Annotated in this window: 15 protein-coding genes; 5 read left to right on the top strand and 10 right to left on the bottom strand. The window is 67.2% G+C overall.

All coding sequences use genetic code 11. The features are described 5' to 3' along the window. Positions 1-354 precede the first annotated feature (354 nt). The 5 genes from FHR04_RS19970 to uraD form a co-directional block, all read right to left on the bottom strand. Positions 355-2,571 carry a DNA internalization-related competence protein ComEC/Rec2 gene (locus tag FHR04_RS19970; RefSeq protein ID WP_139404939.1) on the bottom strand — a complete coding sequence of 739 codons (2,217 nt, stop codon included), beginning with the start codon at positions 2,569-2,571 and terminating at the stop codon, positions 355-357. Next, entirely contained in the window at positions 2,571-2,963 is a 393-nt protein-coding gene (locus FHR04_RS19965; protein WP_139404938.1) for a ComEA family DNA-binding protein, read from the bottom strand. Before FHR04_RS19965 ends, FHR04_RS19970 begins: the two co-directional genes overlap by 1 nt. A gap of 153 nt (positions 2,964-3,116) precedes the next feature. Then, a complete protein-coding gene (gene uraH, locus FHR04_RS19960) occupies positions 3,117-3,488 on the bottom strand; it encodes a hydroxyisourate hydrolase (RefSeq protein ID WP_039682379.1) in 372 nt (123 codons plus the stop codon). After that, the gene (pucL, locus tag FHR04_RS19955) at positions 3,488-4,363 is read right to left on the bottom strand and encodes a factor-independent urate hydroxylase (RefSeq protein WP_139404937.1); all 876 of its coding nucleotides are present in this window, start codon (positions 4,361-4,363) and stop codon (positions 3,488-3,490) included. Before pucL ends, uraH begins: the two co-directional genes overlap by 1 nt. Before the next feature lie 13 nt (positions 4,364-4,376). Continuing rightward, positions 4,377-4,925 carry a 2-oxo-4-hydroxy-4-carboxy-5-ureidoimidazoline decarboxylase gene (uraD, locus tag FHR04_RS19950; RefSeq protein WP_139404936.1) on the bottom strand — a complete coding sequence of 183 codons (549 nt, stop codon included), beginning with the start codon at positions 4,923-4,925 and terminating at the stop codon, positions 4,377-4,379. 308 nt (positions 4,926-5,233) lie between these two features. Here uraD and dnaJ point away from each other — a divergent pair, with 308 nt between their 5' ends. The 3 genes from dnaJ to FHR04_RS19935 all read left to right on the top strand — a co-directional run bounded on the left by dnaJ (position 5,234) and on the right by FHR04_RS19935 (position 9,012). After that, the gene (dnaJ, locus tag FHR04_RS19945; RefSeq protein WP_139404935.1) at positions 5,234-6,355 is read left to right on the top strand and encodes a molecular chaperone DnaJ; all 1,122 of its coding nucleotides are present in this window, start codon (positions 5,234-5,236) and stop codon (positions 6,353-6,355) included. Between the two features lie 201 nt (positions 6,356-6,556). Continuing rightward, on the top strand, positions 6,557-7,303 hold the full coding sequence (locus FHR04_RS19940) for an META domain-containing protein (protein ID WP_139404934.1): 747 nt from the start codon (positions 6,557-6,559) through the stop codon (positions 7,301-7,303). A 107-nt stretch (positions 7,304-7,410) separates the two neighbouring features. After that, positions 7,411-9,012: a carboxylesterase/lipase family protein gene (locus FHR04_RS19935; RefSeq protein WP_170214051.1), complete on the top strand. Its 1,602-nt coding sequence runs from the start codon at positions 7,411-7,413 to the stop codon at positions 9,010-9,012. 19 nt (positions 9,013-9,031) lie between these two features. Here the strand turns inward: FHR04_RS19935 and FHR04_RS19930 are convergent, their stop codons facing one another. From FHR04_RS19930 to ruvB, 5 genes are all read right to left on the bottom strand, one after another. Then, positions 9,032-10,048: a Gfo/Idh/MocA family protein gene (locus tag FHR04_RS19930; RefSeq protein WP_139404932.1), complete on the bottom strand. Its 1,017-nt coding sequence runs from the start codon at positions 10,046-10,048 to the stop codon at positions 9,032-9,034. Continuing rightward, entirely contained in the window at positions 10,045-10,779 is a 735-nt protein-coding gene (locus FHR04_RS19925) for a ThuA domain-containing protein (protein ID WP_139404931.1), read from the bottom strand. Before FHR04_RS19925 ends, FHR04_RS19930 begins: the two co-directional genes overlap by 4 nt. A 77-nt stretch (positions 10,780-10,856) precedes the next feature. Then, the gene (locus FHR04_RS19920; protein WP_139404930.1) at positions 10,857-11,948 is read right to left on the bottom strand and encodes an aldose epimerase family protein; all 1,092 of its coding nucleotides are present in this window, start codon (positions 11,946-11,948) and stop codon (positions 10,857-10,859) included. After that, positions 11,948-12,307, bottom strand: a complete 360-nt coding sequence (locus FHR04_RS19915) for an ArsC/Spx/MgsR family protein (protein WP_139404929.1) — start codon at positions 12,305-12,307, stop codon at positions 11,948-11,950. Before FHR04_RS19915 ends, FHR04_RS19920 begins: the two co-directional genes overlap by 1 nt. A gap of 191 nt (positions 12,308-12,498) precedes the next feature. Further along, positions 12,499-13,494: a Holliday junction branch migration DNA helicase RuvB gene (gene ruvB, locus FHR04_RS19910; protein WP_039682399.1), complete on the bottom strand. Its 996-nt coding sequence runs from the start codon at positions 13,492-13,494 to the stop codon at positions 12,499-12,501. A 233-nt stretch (positions 13,495-13,727) separates the two neighbouring features. On the opposite strand from ruvB, the gene FHR04_RS19905 reads away from it, so the two are divergent. Both FHR04_RS19905 and zapE read left to right on the top strand, forming a co-directional pair. Continuing rightward, positions 13,728-14,426, top strand: coding sequence for a S4 domain-containing protein (locus FHR04_RS19905; RefSeq protein ID WP_170214050.1), 699 nt, complete (start codon positions 13,728-13,730; stop codon positions 14,424-14,426). A 24-nt stretch (positions 14,427-14,450) separates the two neighbouring features. Then, positions 14,451-15,464 carry a cell division protein ZapE gene (gene zapE / locus FHR04_RS19900; protein WP_139404928.1) on the top strand — a complete coding sequence of 338 codons (1,014 nt, stop codon included), beginning with the start codon at positions 14,451-14,453 and terminating at the stop codon, positions 15,462-15,464. Positions 15,465-15,710: the final 246 nt, after the last annotated feature.

Genomic DNA, 15,710 nt, shown 5'->3' with positions numbered 1-15,710 from the left:
TCGGCGGGTTTTGGAGTCGTCACACACCCAAAACACCGCCGTTTATCCTGCCGATTCGCAACCTGTCACACGTTCAGGGATTTCCCGTCCAGCACAGCCTCAACTCGAAGATGTCCGGTACAGAGCCACTGAGGTTGAATGGCCATTCGCAATTTCATGTAGCTGGCCACAGCTCCAAAGTCATCCGGCCAGCAGATCGTCGTTGGAAGTTGAGAAATTACATGCCGGAGCTCTATCAGCTGATCTCGCAGAGCCGTCAGGGTTGCTCCCTCGCGGCTGAGGATCAGAGTGATCGTTCGTTCGGCAGCACTCAGGGCAGCGTTAGCGGGCAGCGACATTTTCAACCCCTTCTTTTCATGGAATCGGCCAGCGGATGGTGCCCTGCTGATCGGTGCGCCAGACCTTCGCCCCTGCCGTCGTCAATCGCGTCAGCATCTCCGGGTTCGGGTGGCCGTAGGTGTTGCGGCCCACGCTGATCACCGCGTCGGCGGGCGCGGTTTCCCGGAGCAGCTCGGCATCGGTGGAAAAGCGGCTGCCGTGGTGCGCGACTTTCAACAGGTTCAGGTGACCCAGCCCCAGAAAGTGCTCGGCGGGGTCGGGCAGGTCACCCAGAAGAGCGGTGTGCCAGCTGCCGGATTCCAGGCGCACGGCCACGCTGTTCTCGTTGTCCTCGGTGCTCCAGACCTGCCCGGTGGGCCACAGCACGGTCAGACTCACGCCGTCCGAGGCGATCTGGTCGCCGCGCCGAACCTCGCGCACCGGCACCCCGGCCTCCTGGGCGGCGCCCAGCACGGCGGTCAGCACCGGATCGTCCGTCTTGCGCTGGCCGATCCACAGTTCACCCACCGGCAGGGCGCGCAGCACGCCGCTGATGCCCTCCATGTGGTCGGTATCGGCATGGGTGCCGATCACCACGTCAATTTTCCGAACCCCCAGCGCCCGCAGGGCCGGCACGACGGTCTTGCCGCCCACGTCGTAGTCGGAGCCCACCGAACCGCCCGCGTCCACCAGCACGGTTAAATGAGGCAGGCGGACGAGGGTGGCATCCCCCTGACCGACATCGAGATACACGATTTCGCGGGGCGGATGCAGTTTTCCCGGCAGCACGGTCAGCAGCGTGCAGGCCAGCGCCACGCCCAGCACCGTCCGCAGGCGCACGCGATCCCACAACCACAGCACGCCCGCCGCCGCGCACACCGCGTAGGCCGCGAAGCCGGCGGGCGACACCTGCCCCCAGGTCAGCACCGGGGCCTGCCCGAACACCTTCACGATGCCCAGCAGTAGCGCGGCCAGCAGCTCCACCAATGGGTTGATCACCGCCGCCGCCGGCCCCAGCAGCCCGGCCAGAAAGCCCAGCGGCACCAGGGCGGTCATCACCGCGCCTGCCGCCAGATTGGCGGGCAACCCCACCACCGGCAGTTGCCCGAAGGTGGCGGCGATTACGGGCAGGGTGCCCAGCTCGGCCAGCACCGTCGCCACCAGCGCCAGTCTCAGCCACAGCGGCCAGCGCTCCGGCAGTTTTCCGGCGGCCTTCAGGGACAGCGTGAGGGCCAGCACCGCCAGGAACGACAGCTGAAAGCCGATGTCCAGCAGCCACAGCGGAAACAGCAGCAGGCAGACCACGGCGGTCAGCGCCAGCAGGCCGAAGGGATCGGGCCGTCCGCGTCCCAGTGCCAGGGCCGCCAGCACCGTGAAGCCCATGATCACCGCGCGGGTGATGCTGGGCGACACGCCCACCAGCGCCAGGTACGGCAGCAGCAGCAGGGCGGGCACGCCGTAACGCCACAGCGGCGGCCACCGCAGCCAGCCGAACAGCCAGATCAGCACCACCGTGATCAGCGCGACGTTCTGGCCCGACAGCGCCATCAGGTGCGCCAGCCCGGAGCGGTTGAAGCCGTCGCGGATGCCGTAGCCCTCGGTGAATTCCTCGCGGCCGATGTCATTGCGGTCGCCCAGCTCGATGGCGGTCATCAGCGCAGCCTCACGCGCGGGGAGGCCAGCGGTCAGGCCGCGCCGGAACCAGCCCCGCAGCCCCCCTTCGGCCTGGGAGCCGCGCACCCGCGCCGCCACCAGCACCGCCGTCGGCGTGGGCAGCAGCACGCCGCCCTGGGCGCGCAGCCACGCCGCCTGATCAAAGCCGCCGGGGGTGCGCTGCCCCTCGGGGGCCACCAGCCGCCCGCTGACCACCAGGCGGCCCGGTTTCGAGGTGGGCTTGGGGGCCACTGCCAGCCGCGCGCGTGGGTCTGCCAGAGTCAGGAATTGGCCGTCCCACTCGCCGGTCAGCGTGACCTGCGCGCCCAGCCAGGGGGCCAGCGGATCGGCGCGGCCCGTGACCAGCCGCTCGGCCCCGAAGCCCAGCGCCGCGCCCAGCAGCGCCAGCGCGGCCAGCAGGGGGCGGGCGTCGCGCAATGCCAGCCCCACACCCAGCAGCAGCGTCAGCACGCCCCACCACACGCCCAGCCCCAGCTGGATGCCGCCCATCACGCCGAACACGGCGGGAATGGACCACGCCAGCCGCCCTGCCGCACCTTCAGCACTCAGGGAGGCCACAGCCAACGCCGCCCTTTGCATCAATAGCTGACCAGCGGGACCAGCACCCTCAGCGTCGCCTCGCCCACGCCTTTGATGGCGTCCAGATCGGCCTGCGAGCGGATGGGCCGCGCAGCGATGATTCGGGCCGCCATGGATGGGCCCACTTTGGGTAGCGCCTCCAGCTGCTCCTGCGTGGCTGTGTTCAGGTTGACCCGGCCCGAAATCAGCGGCGTGATGCTGGCGGTGGTGGGGTAGGTCGGCGGCTCTGTGTTCGCCGTCTGCGTTGCAGGCGTACCCGGCGCGGGCAGCGCTACACGCGTCACCGTCGGCACCTGCGGATGGGGTGCTATCAGCGGCCCCAGCGCCAGCACGCCCACCAGCAGCACGCCCGCGCCCAGGGCCACGGTCCACCCCCGCTCGGCATCGGTCACCCGGTCATCCTAGGAGGCCGGCACTCTCAAAACACTGACTTTCCGAACGCCACGTCCCCAGCAGCCGAAGGGGCGAGGGGGACAGGCCTGTGCTGTTCCTCGCCCCTTTCAGTTGCTGGACTTCCAGACTCGCAACCGTTCAGCCAGACCGGTTCAGCTACCCCGGTAGGTGCTGTAGGACCACGGGGTCATGACCAGCGGCACGTGGTAGTGGGCGTCCGGGTTGCCTACCGTGAAGCGCAGGGCTACCACGTCCAGAAAGGGCGGATCGGCGGCGGCCTCGAAGTCCGCGAAGTACTCGGCGACGTGAAAGGTCAGCTCGTAGGTGCCGCCCTGCAGGCTGCCGCGCTCGATCAGCGGGGCGTCGGTGCGCCCGTCGGCGTTGGTGACCGCTGCCGTGAGCTTTTTGCGCCCCTCGCCCTCCACATGCCGCTCGATCTGCCACAGTTCCACCCGGACACCCTGCGCGGGACGGCCCCGCGCGGTGTCCAGCACGTGCGTGCTCAGTCCGGCGTGGGCGGCCATTACGCGCGCTCGACCCAGCCTTCCATCAGGCCGTAGGGTTCGGGATCGACGTGCATGATCTCCAGGTTGTTCTCCAGGCCGAAGCGCCCCAGGTTGTACTGCAGGTGGTGCTTGTTGGGCATGCGGAACCAGATGCGCGAGATTTCAGGGCAGGCCGACAGCACCGCCTCGCCCATCAGGTACAGCGTGTTCTGCAGGCTGGGCGAGTAGTGATCGGTCAGCGTTTCCTGTAGCTGCTTAAAGACTTTGGTCCACACGGCGTCGTAGTCGACGCTGCCCTCGTTGTACTCCCATTTGGCGGTCACGAAGGTCGCCATCACGCGCTCGTGCGTCTCGGGCAGGGTGGTGAAGCGCTCGTCCAGCAGGTAGCCCTCCCAGCCGCTCTCGGTGGTCTTCAGAACGTACAGCTCCTCGATGCCGGACGTGACCTTGAAGGATTTGCCGTCCGCGCTCTCCACACGCCCGGTGCGCTTGGGCATCTGGCGCACGAAGGAGTGGTCGTGGCCCTGGCCGTTGACCTGCACACGGTCCCACAGGTGCTCGGTGAATTCCATGAAGCCGCCGGTGACCTTGGCCCCGGTCTTGACGAAGTGCGCGACGAGTTCCTTGCCGAATTCCTCGGGGCTGCTCCCAAAGCCTTCCTTGGCCAGCCCGTAGATGGTGTTGCGGACGGTGTCGGTGGCGATCAGTTCCGAATTGTCGCCCCGGCTGTGCGCGGCGTCGAAGTCGCCGGTCATGCCCACGCGCACCTGCAGCTCACGAATCTCGTGACGCTTGCTGTCGCGGTTGATCTTCATCAGGTTGACTTCGGCCTTGCCGTAGTTGTTCTCGCCCAGCTTCACGTTCACCTTGGTCTTGCTTTCTGTCTGAGTCATGGCTGTTCTCCTCCTACTTCCCGTCGCCGTCAGCAATCAGGTCCAGAACGCGCAGCCGGGCAATCCGGCTGATCTCGTGCAGGGCAGCCGCGCGCTCCTGCTCCGGGGTGTTCGCCAGCCGCCGCCGGGCCCCCTCAAAGATGCTGTCCTTGTCGTTTTCCCGCACGCACACCACGTAGGGCAGATCAAACTTTTCGTGGTACGCGTCGTTCAGCCGGCCGAACTCGGCGAATTCCTCGGGGGTCAACCGGTCCAGACCGGCAGAGGCCTGCTCGTGGGCGCTCTCGGCGGTCAGTTCTCCGGCCAGCGCCGCCTTGCCGGCCAGGTCCGGGTGGGCGCGGATCAGCCGCAGCTGCGCGCTCTCGGAGTCGGCCTGCACGGCGGCCCTAAAAGCGTCGGCCACCTCGTCGGCGCTCCCGAAAGGGCGCCGGGCGGCGGCGGCCTGGGCGTACTGCGGCGAGTGTTCCAGCACCCCGGCGAAGTAGGTGGTAAAGGCGTCAGCGCTCAGGGCATTCACGGCTTCAAGGCTCAGGCGGGCAACATGGGCAGGACTTTGGGTCAAAAGACACCTCCGGCGGATCGAGCGGTTGGGACCAAGCGAAATACTTAGATGACTAACTAATTGGACCCCCGTATCTTACGGATTCATGACTGGGGTGTCAAGCTGAAAATTCCTGGACCGGGTGCAGGGGGTTGGCGCTGAGGAGAGAGGACTTTCACCCTCGCCCGCCGTCCTGTACCGCCCGGATTGAGACTGCGCCGCGCCTACTTTTCTTGAGTGTGGTCATGTTAACCTGTAGGGCGGAGGCCCGGCGCCCCGCGGTCAGCGATGACGGCCAGAAATAAACGGCGCCCGGCGGAATACGACACATGGATTACTACGAACTGCTGGGCGTCACGAAGACTTCAAGCGCCGACGAAATCAAATCTGCCTACCGCAAACTGGCCCTCAAGTACCACCCGGACCGCAACAAGGAGGAGGGCGCGCACGAGAAATTCGCCCAGATCAGCGAGGCGTATTCGGTCCTGAGCGACACCGAGAAACGCGCGCACTATGACCGCTTTGGCTCGGCGCCCGGCGCGGGAATGCCCGGCGGCGATCCCTTCGGCGGCATGGGCGGCGCGGGCTTTGACCCGATGGACATTTTCGAGCAGCTGTTCGGCGGCATGGCCGGCGGGCGCGGGCGGCGCGGCCCGGCGCGCGGCGACGATCTGGAAACCGAAGTGCAGGTCACGCTGCTGCAGGCGCGTGCAGGCGAGGAAGTCGAGGTGGTCGTCGACCGCCTGACCGAATGCGAGCATTGCCACGGGACCAAGACCGAACCCGGCGGCAAGCCGGCCAAGACCTGCCCCACCTGCTCCGGCGCGGGGGCGGTGCGTGCCCAGGCCCGGACCATCTTCGGCGTGGTGGAAACCCAGCAGCCGTGCCCCACCTGCCGGGGCGAGGGCCAGATCATTCAGGACCCCTGCACCGTCTGCAAGGGGCGTGGACGCACCCTCAAGGCCGAGAAGGTGGGCGTTAAGCTGCCGCGCGGCATCGACGAGGGCTACCGCATCCGCGTGTCGGGCATGGGCAACGAGGGGCCGGGCGGCAACGGTGACCTGTATGTGCACATCGAGATGGAACCTCACTCCGAGCTGCGCCGCGAGCAGGAACACCTGATCTACCCGGCCAAAATCGGCTTTGCCAAGGCGGCGCTGGGCGGCCACATCACGGTGCCCACGCTGGACGGCGAGCAGAGCGTGGAGGTCAGGCCCGGCACCCAGCACGGCGAGTTGCACCGCCTGACCGGTCAGGGCATGCCCCGTCTCCAGGGACGCGGCAGCGGCGACCTGATCGTGGAGTATGACGTGACCGTGCCCAAACCCAAAGACCTGTCCCCCGAGGCCCGCGAGGCCCTGCTGGCCTACGCCCGCGCCGTGGGCGACGAGGTCAACGAGAAGCACGAGGGTTTTCTGGGCAAGGTGGGCAAGATCTTCCGGGGCGACTGAGCCTTTCTGGTGAACACTTGAAACGGACCCCGGGCGCTGGCCTGGGGTTCTTTTGGATGGGGGCAGCCCGGCGCTTAGCACCTCTGTCTAAGGCCGTGTGAGGCGGCCCATCATCCGCCCGTCAGTCGGGGGCGGCACGCTGGAGGGGAGAGGAGGGCAGACGCTCTCAACCTCCAGACCCCCCTTCCCCAGGAGAACCCCATGAAGTCCCCGACCATCCTGCTCAGCGCCGCCCTCGCCCTTGCCTCCCTGGCCTCGGCCCAGACCCCCGCCCTCACGACGGATGGCGCCTGGACCCTGAGCAGCCTGACCGACGGGCAGGGCACCGTCGCTCCCACAGGCATGGACCTTCCCACGCTGAGCGTGCAGGGCGAGCAGATTTCCGGGTTCGCCGGATGCAATACGTTCACGACGTCCGGGGCACTGACCGGGCAGACCTTCCGCTTTGGTCCGCTGGCCACCACCCGCAAGCTGTGCGCGCCCGAGCAGAATGCACTGGAAACGCGCGTCCTGACTGTGCTGGCGCAGGCCCGCGCCTTCGCCCGGTATGGCGAGACCCTCATCCTGACCTCCGGCACGTCGAAGGCGGTCTTCAAAAGGGCAGGCGGGACGGAGGGCAAAGTGAATACACCCCTGATGGCGACCTGGCGACTGGTGGGCGCCCAGGGCAGCGAGCCGCTGACCCTGACCTTCGGCGAGGACGGACGGGTCGGCGGCAACGCCGGCTGCAACAACTTCATGGGCGAGTACAGCGCCGTGGACGGTCAGCTGACCTTCGGGCCGCTGGCGAGCACCCGGCGGGCCTGCATCGATCCCGCGCTGAACGCGCAGGAGCAGACCTTTTTAAAAGACCTCTCGGAAGTGACGGGATACGAGGTTTCTGGCTCGATGCTGAGGCTGACCACCAAGTCCGGCAAGGTGCTGGAACTGGCCCGTCCGGTGAACTGAGGCTGAGGCTAGAAAACTGAAGCGGGGCAGACGGTGGGCGCTCTATGCTGGCGGGAGAATTATTCCATTCAGCACAGAGCGCCGCCCCTTGCCCTGGAGGTCTGTCCATGATCCGTCCGCTTCAAACGCTGGTTCTCTCGGCCCTGGCCTGCTTTTCCCTGGCCCACGCGCAGTCGTCCGTGACGGTGCAGACCCGGCAGGGCGCTGTCGTGGGCCAGCAGACGGGTGTCCGCACCTTCCTGGGCCTTCCCTATGCCGCGCCGCCCGTGGGGAATCTGCGCTGGAAGCCCCCGCAGCCCGCCGCTGCCTGGAGTACGCCGCGCGACGCCAGCCGCTTTGGTGGCGAGTGCGCCCAGACGGTGCTGGCGCTGTTTGCCCTGCCCGGCGAAACTCCGGGCGCGGTCAAGGGCCAGGAAGATTGCCTGTACCTGAACGTGTACGCGCCGAACGGGGCCACCCCGCAGAGCAAGCTGCCCGTGATGGTCTGGATTCACGGCGGGGCCTACACGGCCGGGTCTGCCAGTGCCTACGACGGCCGCGTTCTGGCCCAGAAAAATAACATTGTCGTGGTGACGCTCAACTACCGGCTGGGCGCGTTGGGCTGGCTCTCGCTGGCCGCCCTGGGCGCCGAGGACGGCGGCGGCGGCGGACAGTCGGGCAACTACGGCCTACTGGATCAGCAGGCGGCATTGCGGTGGGTGCAGGACAACATCACGGCCTTCGGCGGCGATCCGGGCAGGGTCACGATTGCTGGAGAGTCGGCGGGTGGCATGAGCGTCTGTGCCCATCTGGCCTCGCCAGAGTCTGCCGGGCTGTTCCGGGGGGCAATCATTCAGAGCGGCTTGTGCACCAGCCCTGGCAACAGCGTCACGCTGGCCGACGCGCAGAGCCGCAACCAGAAGTACGCCACGAACCTGGACTGCAAGGCCGATGATCTGACCTGCCTGCGTGCTGCGCCCGTGGAGAAACTGCTGAAGACCAAGGTTCCCGGCCTGCGGCCTGCGTCCAATCTGGTGTGGTCTCCGGTGTACGCCTCGGCCCTGCTGCCCCTGACCCTGCGCGAGGCGTTCGGCACCGGGCAGTTCAACCGCGTGCCTGTCATGAACGGCACCACGCACGACGAGGGCCGTCTGTTCGTCTCGGTGGCCTCGCCGGACGGCAAGCCGATCAGCCCGGTGGTGTATTGGGGCGGCACGGGACTCACCGTGGGGGCTGCAAATACCGTCAAGGTCTTGAACCAGTACCCGTACCGCAACTTCGGCACGCCCGCGCTGGCGTTTGCCACCATGTTCACCGACGCGGTGTTCAGTTGCCCGTCGTTGCGGGTGGACGCGGCGCTGTCTAAATTCGTCCCCGTCTACGCCTTCGAGTTCGACGATCCGAACGCCGTCACCGTCATCAAGACCCCGCCAGACCTGCCGGGCCTGGGGTCACATCACTCCAGCAGCCTGGCCTACGCCTTCCAGAGCAAGGTGGACGCGCTGGGTGACGCCGCCGACTTCACGCCCGCCCAGCGTCAGCTCTCGGACGCCTTCAGCGCGGCGTGGGTATCGTTCATCAAGACGGGGAAACCCGCCTCGGCGGACTGGAAAACCTTCGATCCGGCGCGGAACAACGTGCAGGTCTTCACGCCGGACGGGGTGCGGGAAAGCATCCTGTTTTCCAACGATCACCGCTGCCCCTTCTGGCTGCCGCTGGATTTGCAGTAGAAGACTGGGCCTGGAGGGGTTACCAGCGAACCGGCAGCCCCGTCCGCGCACTCTCGTAGCCGCCCAGCACCAGCCGCACGCTCTCGCGCCCGTCCTCGCCGGTACAGACGACGGGCGCGCCGCTCTGAATGCTCTGAACGAAGGCGACGACGCTGCGGACATGGGCGTTGTCCGGCGTGGCGAAGTCGTACCACGTCTCGTCGGTCTGGCCCCACTGCCCGAAACCGAATTCACGGTTGACGAAGCGTAGGCGGGGCTTGCCCAGGCGGTTGCTGCATTCCAGCGCGCCCTCGGTGCCGTACACGGCGAAACTTTCTTCCCAGCCGGTGGCCGTCCAGGCGTTCTCCACGCTGGCGAAGCCGCCGCCCTTGAAGTCCAGGGTGGCGATGCTGGTGTCCTCCACCTCAATGTCGAATTTCAGCGTCGCCATGCGGGCGGAGATGCTGCTCACGTCGCCGCCGAAGTGCCGCGCCAGATCCATCATGTGGCAGCCGTTGTCCAGCAGCGTGCCGCCGCCCGACGCGGCCCGGCTGCCAAAGGCCCCGCGCACTTCCGGCGCTCCGCCCCAGTCGTGGGCCTGCCGCAGCCGCATAAAGGTCACGCGCCCGAGGCGGCCCTCGTCGATCAGGCGTTTGGCGGTCTGCACCGGGGGGCTGGAGCGCAGGTGGTGTCCGGTCTGGAGAATCGCCCCGCCCTCCCGCGCCGCCGCGATCATCTCGTCGCAGGCCGCCAGATCCAGGGACAGCGGTTTCTCGCACAGCACATGAATGCCCCGGCTCAGGGCGGCCAGCGCGGCGGGGGCGTGGAAGGCGTTGGGCGTGCAGATGCTCACCGCCTGCACCTCGCCCTCCTCCAGCAATTTGGTGAAGTCGGCGTAACCGCGTGCGTTCCACTCGGTCTCCCGCCTGTGCCGGGTGCCGTCGTGCGGCTCGGCGAAAGCCGTCACGATGGCCCCGGCATGACTGTACCCCTCGAAATGCCGCTGCGAGATCGCCCCCGCACCGATGATGCCGACGTTCAGCGGGGCGTCTGTCATAGCTTTTCCAGAGGTTCAGGACGGTGCCCGAACGAACGCGGCGCACTGGCCGTCGGCATGGCCCAGCGTGCGGCGTTGGCAATCACCCGCTGAATTTCGGAGTTGTGGTAGGTGGGGAAGGTCTCGTGGCCGGGCCGGAAGTAGAAGATCTTGCCGCCCCCGCGCGTGAAGGTGCAACCGCTGCGGAACACCTCGCCGCCCGCAAACCAGCTCACGAAGACCAGCTCGTCGGGGGCGGGGATGTCGAAGTGCTCGCCGTACATCTCCTCGTGCTCCAGCGTGATGTGTTCGCCCACGCCCTGCGCGATGGGGTGCGCCGGATTGACCACCCACAGCCGCTCCCGCTCGCCGGCCTCACGCCACTTCAGGTCGCAGCCCGTGCCCATCAGCGTCTTGAACGGCTTGCTGAAGTGCCCCGAGTGCAACACGATCAGGCCCATGCCGTCCAGCACGCGGGCCACCACCTTCGCCGCTATCTCGTCGGACACGTCGCCGTGCGCCTTGTGCCCCCACCACAGCAGGACGTCGGTGTTGTTCAGCACCTCGTCGGTGAGGCCGTGTTCCGGCTCGTCCAGGGTGGCGGTCTGAACGCTCTCAAAACCGTGCGCCCGCAGGCCCTCGGCAATCACGGCATGAATACCTTGCGGGTAGTGGGCGCTGACGGCGGGGTTTTCCAGCTCGTGACGGTACTCGTTCCAGACGGTCAGGCGGAGCGCATTGGGTGATGTCATGGCACTCCCGACTGTAGCGCGGGCGGAGCAAGGGCGGGCGTCCTGGCGTGCCCGCTGGTGTGGCCCTGCGCCTTGCGTCATTCCGGGTGCGCTGAAAAACGCCATTGGGTTTGCGTTCGGTACTGCTGGCCGGGCCGCACGATCACCGAGCCTGTGCCCAGACGGTCCAGCCAGGGCTGGTTCACCGCGTCGGGGGCCTGCTGGGTTTCAAGGCACACTGCCGAGTGCTGCCGGTAACGTGCCCCGGCCCAGCCGACCACCTGACCGCTCAGGAAGTTGCCGCTGTAGAGCTGCACGCCGTGTTCCGTGGTCCAGACTTCCAGTTGGCGTCCGCTGCCGGGATCAGCCAGGGCGGCCGCCCGGCGCAGTTCGCCCCCGCTGTCCGGCAGCACAAAGTGGTGGTCATAGCCGCCCGCCCCCTGAAGCTGGGGGCTGGGCGCGGCGATGTCCTGGCCCAGCGTTTTGCCCTCCCGGAAATCGAAGGGGGTGCCCGCCACGCCCAGCATGGCTGTCGGAATCGCCGTGTCGTCCACCGCCAGAAACTCTGAGGCGGGCAGACTCAGGGTGTGGTCCAGCACGCTGCCCGCGCCGCCGTCCGCCAGGTTCCAGTACGCGTGGTTGGTCAGGCTGAGGGGCGTGGGTGCGTCGGTGTCCGCCCAGCACTCCAGCGTCAGGACACCGTCGTCGCTCAGGGTGTAGCGGGCGGTCACGTCCACGGCGCCTGGATAGCCGTCCTCACCGTCCGGGCTGTGCAGGCAAAACGTCACCCCGCGCGTTCCACCCTCGCCGGTGGTAGGCGTGCCCAGCCACTTCACCGAATGAAAGCCGCCGGGACCGCCGTGCAGATGGTTGGGCGGGTCGTTGATGGGCAGCCGATACGCCGTGCCGTCCAGCTTGAAGCGCCCGCGCGCAATGCGGTTGGCCACCCGGCCAATCGTGGCGCCAAAGTACAGCGCGTCCTCCTGCGTCAGGTACACCTCCAGATCGGGATGCCCCAACAACACGTCGCCGGGGACGCCGTGGCGGTCCGGCACCTGCACCCGCAGCAGGCGTGCGCCGTACTCGCCCAGGGTCACGGTCAGCCCGTTTGGTGCGCGCAGGACGAACAGCCCAACGTCCTGGCCGTCCGGCAGCGTGCCCCAGCGCCGCGTCTCAAGGTCAGGGGTCATTATTCCTGCTCCAGCATGGCCTTCCAGCTGCGCAGATCCTCGCCCACGCTGAGCACCTTGCCGCCGCGCACCAGCGGCAGGCGCAGCAGTTCGGGCGTCTCGATCACTTTGGCGATGACGCCTTCTTCGGTGGTGCGCAGGTATGCCAGATTGCTGCGCTCGTAGGCCTTGCCTTCCAGGTCCAGCAGGGCATTCAGCCCAAACTTCTGCACGAAGCGCATCAGTTCGCCCTTCGCAATGGGGCGCTGCGTCAGATCCACAAAATGAATCTTGACCTTGCGCTCTTTGAAGAAGCGCTCGGCGGCGCGGGTTTCCTTGCTTTTTTTCGTGCCGAAGACCTGAACCTGAGGGGCGCTCATGGGGAAAGCATAGACGCCGGACGCGGCCCCGGAACGGGGTCACTGGGGGCGCGTCCCGTTGGGCCGTCAGACCAACTTGCGGTGAGTCGAAGACGAACCCGAGCGAAGCGAGTGGCAACACTCCCGTCTTGCGGCGATGGACGAACATCCGGTGGGGTTCCCGGATGTTCGGGAATCAGAGCAAGACGGGATCAGTTCGTGTACAGCCCCAGATCCCCGTCCGCCCCGCCTACCGGCAGCCCCAGGTGGTCATAGGCGTGCGCCGTTGCCACCCGGCCGCGCGGCGTGCGCTTGATAAAGCCCAGCTGGATCAGGTACGGCTCGTACACGTCTTCCAGAGTCAGCGCGTCCTCGGAAATGGCGGTGGCCAGCGTGTCCACTCCCACCGGCCCGCCCGCAAAGCGGTGGATCAGCGTTTCCAGGTACTTCTTGTCGCGGTCGTCCAGTCCCGCCGCGTCCAGCCCCAGTTTGTCCAGCGCGCTGTAGGAACGCTCCAGCTCGATGGTGCCCTCCCCGGCCACCTCAGCGTAGTCGCGCACCCGGCGCAGCAGCCGCTTGGCAATGCGCATGGTGCCGCGTGAGCGGGCGCCGATTTCCAGCGCGGCGTCCTCCGCAAGCCCGAAGCCCAGCAGCCGGGCGTCGCGCAGCAGGTTGGTGGCGATTTCCTCGGCGGTGTAGTACTCCAGGTGCTCGATGATCCCGAAACGCGACCGCATCGGCGCGCTGATCAGTCCGGGCCGCGTCGTGGCGCCCACCAGCGTGAAGCGCGGCAGCGGCAGCTCGATGGTTCGCGCTGCCGGCCCCTGGCCCAGCACGATGTCCAGCTTGAAGTCCTCCATCGCCGGGTACAGGTGCTCCTCGGCCACCCGCCCCAGCCGGTGGATCTCGTCGATGAACAGCACGTCGCCCTCTTCCAGGCTGTTGGTCAGAATGGCCGCCAGATCGCCGGGCTTTTCAATCGCCGGGCCGGAGGTCACGCGGATGTTCACGCCCAGTTCGGCGGCAATAATGTGCGCCAGGGTGGTCTTGCCCAGCCCCGGAGGCCCGAACAGCAGCGTGTGATCCAGCGCCTCCTTGCGCCCACGGGCGGCCTGGAGATACACGGTCAGCTTGTCCTTCAGCTTCTCCTGGCCCACGTATTCGGTCAGTGACTTGGGCCGCAGCGCGGCGTCGAGCGGTTCGGTCATGGCGGTAGTTTACTCTAATTTCGCTCAGGGCGAAACTCTCTATAGGGTTTAGGGACTGGCAGAATGAAAAGGGGGCGCATCATCGTGGTTGGTGGGCAGGATGCGAAGGGCCATGCGGCTTCGGGATGGCCTCGTCTGAGGGGGAGGCTGGACAGGTTAAGCGCCTGCCACCCCGTGTTGTGGTTTGCCGTGCCGCTCCATTCTCTCTGCCTCCACGCACTATCCTGGCGGGCATGAAGCAGAAACTCTCCACATTGGTGGCCCAGGCGCGCGGAGGCCGCGTGGTCCGCACCGGATTCATGGACGGCGACGAGATCGACCGCCGCCTGCTGAACGACGAAGAGGTGCGCCACCGCATCGCCGGGGGCTTTCCCGACGCGCGCCGGGTGGTGCTGACCCTGCACCCCGCCCACATCCCCGAAGTCGATGCGGGCGTCATGGTGCTGCGCCTGACCCCGGCCCAGGCCGCCCCCGCGTGGGACGAGCAGGATTTCCTGGTGCAGCTGCGCCGCCTGGAACTGAACGAGGAGCAGCTGGGCGACGTGCGCGAGGAACGCGGCAGCTTTCTGATCGCCGCCACCGGGAAAGCCGCCCAGACCCTTGAAGGGTTGACCGCGCTGGGAGGCCGCGACGTTGCGGTTGAGGAAGTCGGCGAGACCGCCGGCCGGGGCAGCAAGATCCGTGAGGTGGTGGTGTCCTCCATGCGTGTGGACGTGGTGGGGGCCAAGGGCTTTGGCGTCAGCCGGGCATATTTTCAGCAGGGCATCGACGGCGGCAAGGTCAGGCTCAACGGCGGCCCGGCCCGTGCCAGCAGCGACATCCGTGAAGGCGACAGCCTCAGCGCCGACGGACTGGGCCGCATTGACTTCAAGCGCGTGGTCAACGAGACGCGGCGCGGCAACTACAAGGTGGAACTTGAAGTCCACAAATAACCGGGTTGCCGGAGGGGAAGGGGCATGATCGACCTGCTCGCCCGCAACCCCGCCCCCGATCCCGCAGCGCTGACGGCAGAACTTGCCCCCAGCGCCCGCTTTGAGGACGTCCGCTTCGAGACGTATCGCCCCAACGCCGACTACCCCAGTCAGGCCGAGGCCCGCGCCAGCCTGGGGTCATTCGTGGGGGCGGCGCAGAACAAACCCAGCGGTCTGCGTCTGTTCCGCCGTCGCCGCCCAGAGGGCAAGGGTTTGTACTTGGACGGCGGCTTCGGCGTGGGCAAGACGCACCTGCTGGCCAGCGCCTACCACGCCTCGGACGGCATCCGCGCGATCATGAGCTTTCAGGATCTGATGTACCTGATCGGCGCCCTGGGCATGACCCGCGCCGTGGATGCCTTCCGGGGCCACGATCTGCTGCTGATCGACGAGTTCGAGCTGGACGATCCCGGCAACACCCACATGGCCAACACTTTTCTGGGCCAGCTGATGCCCGGCGGCACGTCCGTGATCGCCACCAGCAACACCGAACCCGGCGCGCTGGGCCAGGGCCGCTTCAATGCCAACGACTTTCAGCGCCAGATTCAGGGCATCGCCGAACGCTTCGAGACGCGCCGCCTGGACGGCCCCGACTTTCGCCAGCGCGGCACCCGGCCCGAGGACGTGTTCTCGGGGGCGGAATACGCGGCGTGGCAGGCGGCCCAGACTCCCGAAACGCTGGCCGTGCTCAGCCACCGTGACCTGAACCGCCACCTGCTCAAGATTCACCCCAGCCGTTTCGCCGGATTGCTGTCGGGTGTCGGCGCGGTGGGCGTGCTGGATCTGGTGCCGATGACCGATCAGAACGTTGCCCTGCGGTTCGTGCATTTCATCGATAAGCTCTACGATCTGGGATTGCCTGCCGCCTTCACAGGAATCCCCCTGGCGGCCCTGTTTAACGACACGTACCGCCACGGCGCCTACGCCAAGAAGTACAGCCGCTGCCTGTCACGCCTTTCCGAACTGCTGCGCGAATCGCGCCAGACCCTCCCAGTCTGAACCCGGATGGGGAGATCGCCGGACGTCTGGGCGCCGTTTCTCAAGCTCCTTTGGACCCCGCTCCGGCGCGCGGCCACGGCATCGGTAAAAAGTAACGGTAGAGAGGTTGACAGAAGTGGGAATGGCCTGTATCTTTTCTGAGCCTCAAGCGAGGCGGGCAGCATGACAGAACAAGCAGTGCGAGAGCAGGAACGCTTCGACAGAGGCGTGTGAGCGGCTGTTTCCCCCCGGAAGCGGCTCCAGATT

The sequence above is a fragment of the Deinococcus radiopugnans ATCC 19172 genome, from assembly GCF_006335125.1.
Classification (GTDB): Bacteria; Deinococcota; Deinococci; order Deinococcales; family Deinococcaceae; genus Deinococcus; species Deinococcus radiopugnans.
This window is presented reverse-complemented; position numbering and strand designations above follow the sequence as displayed.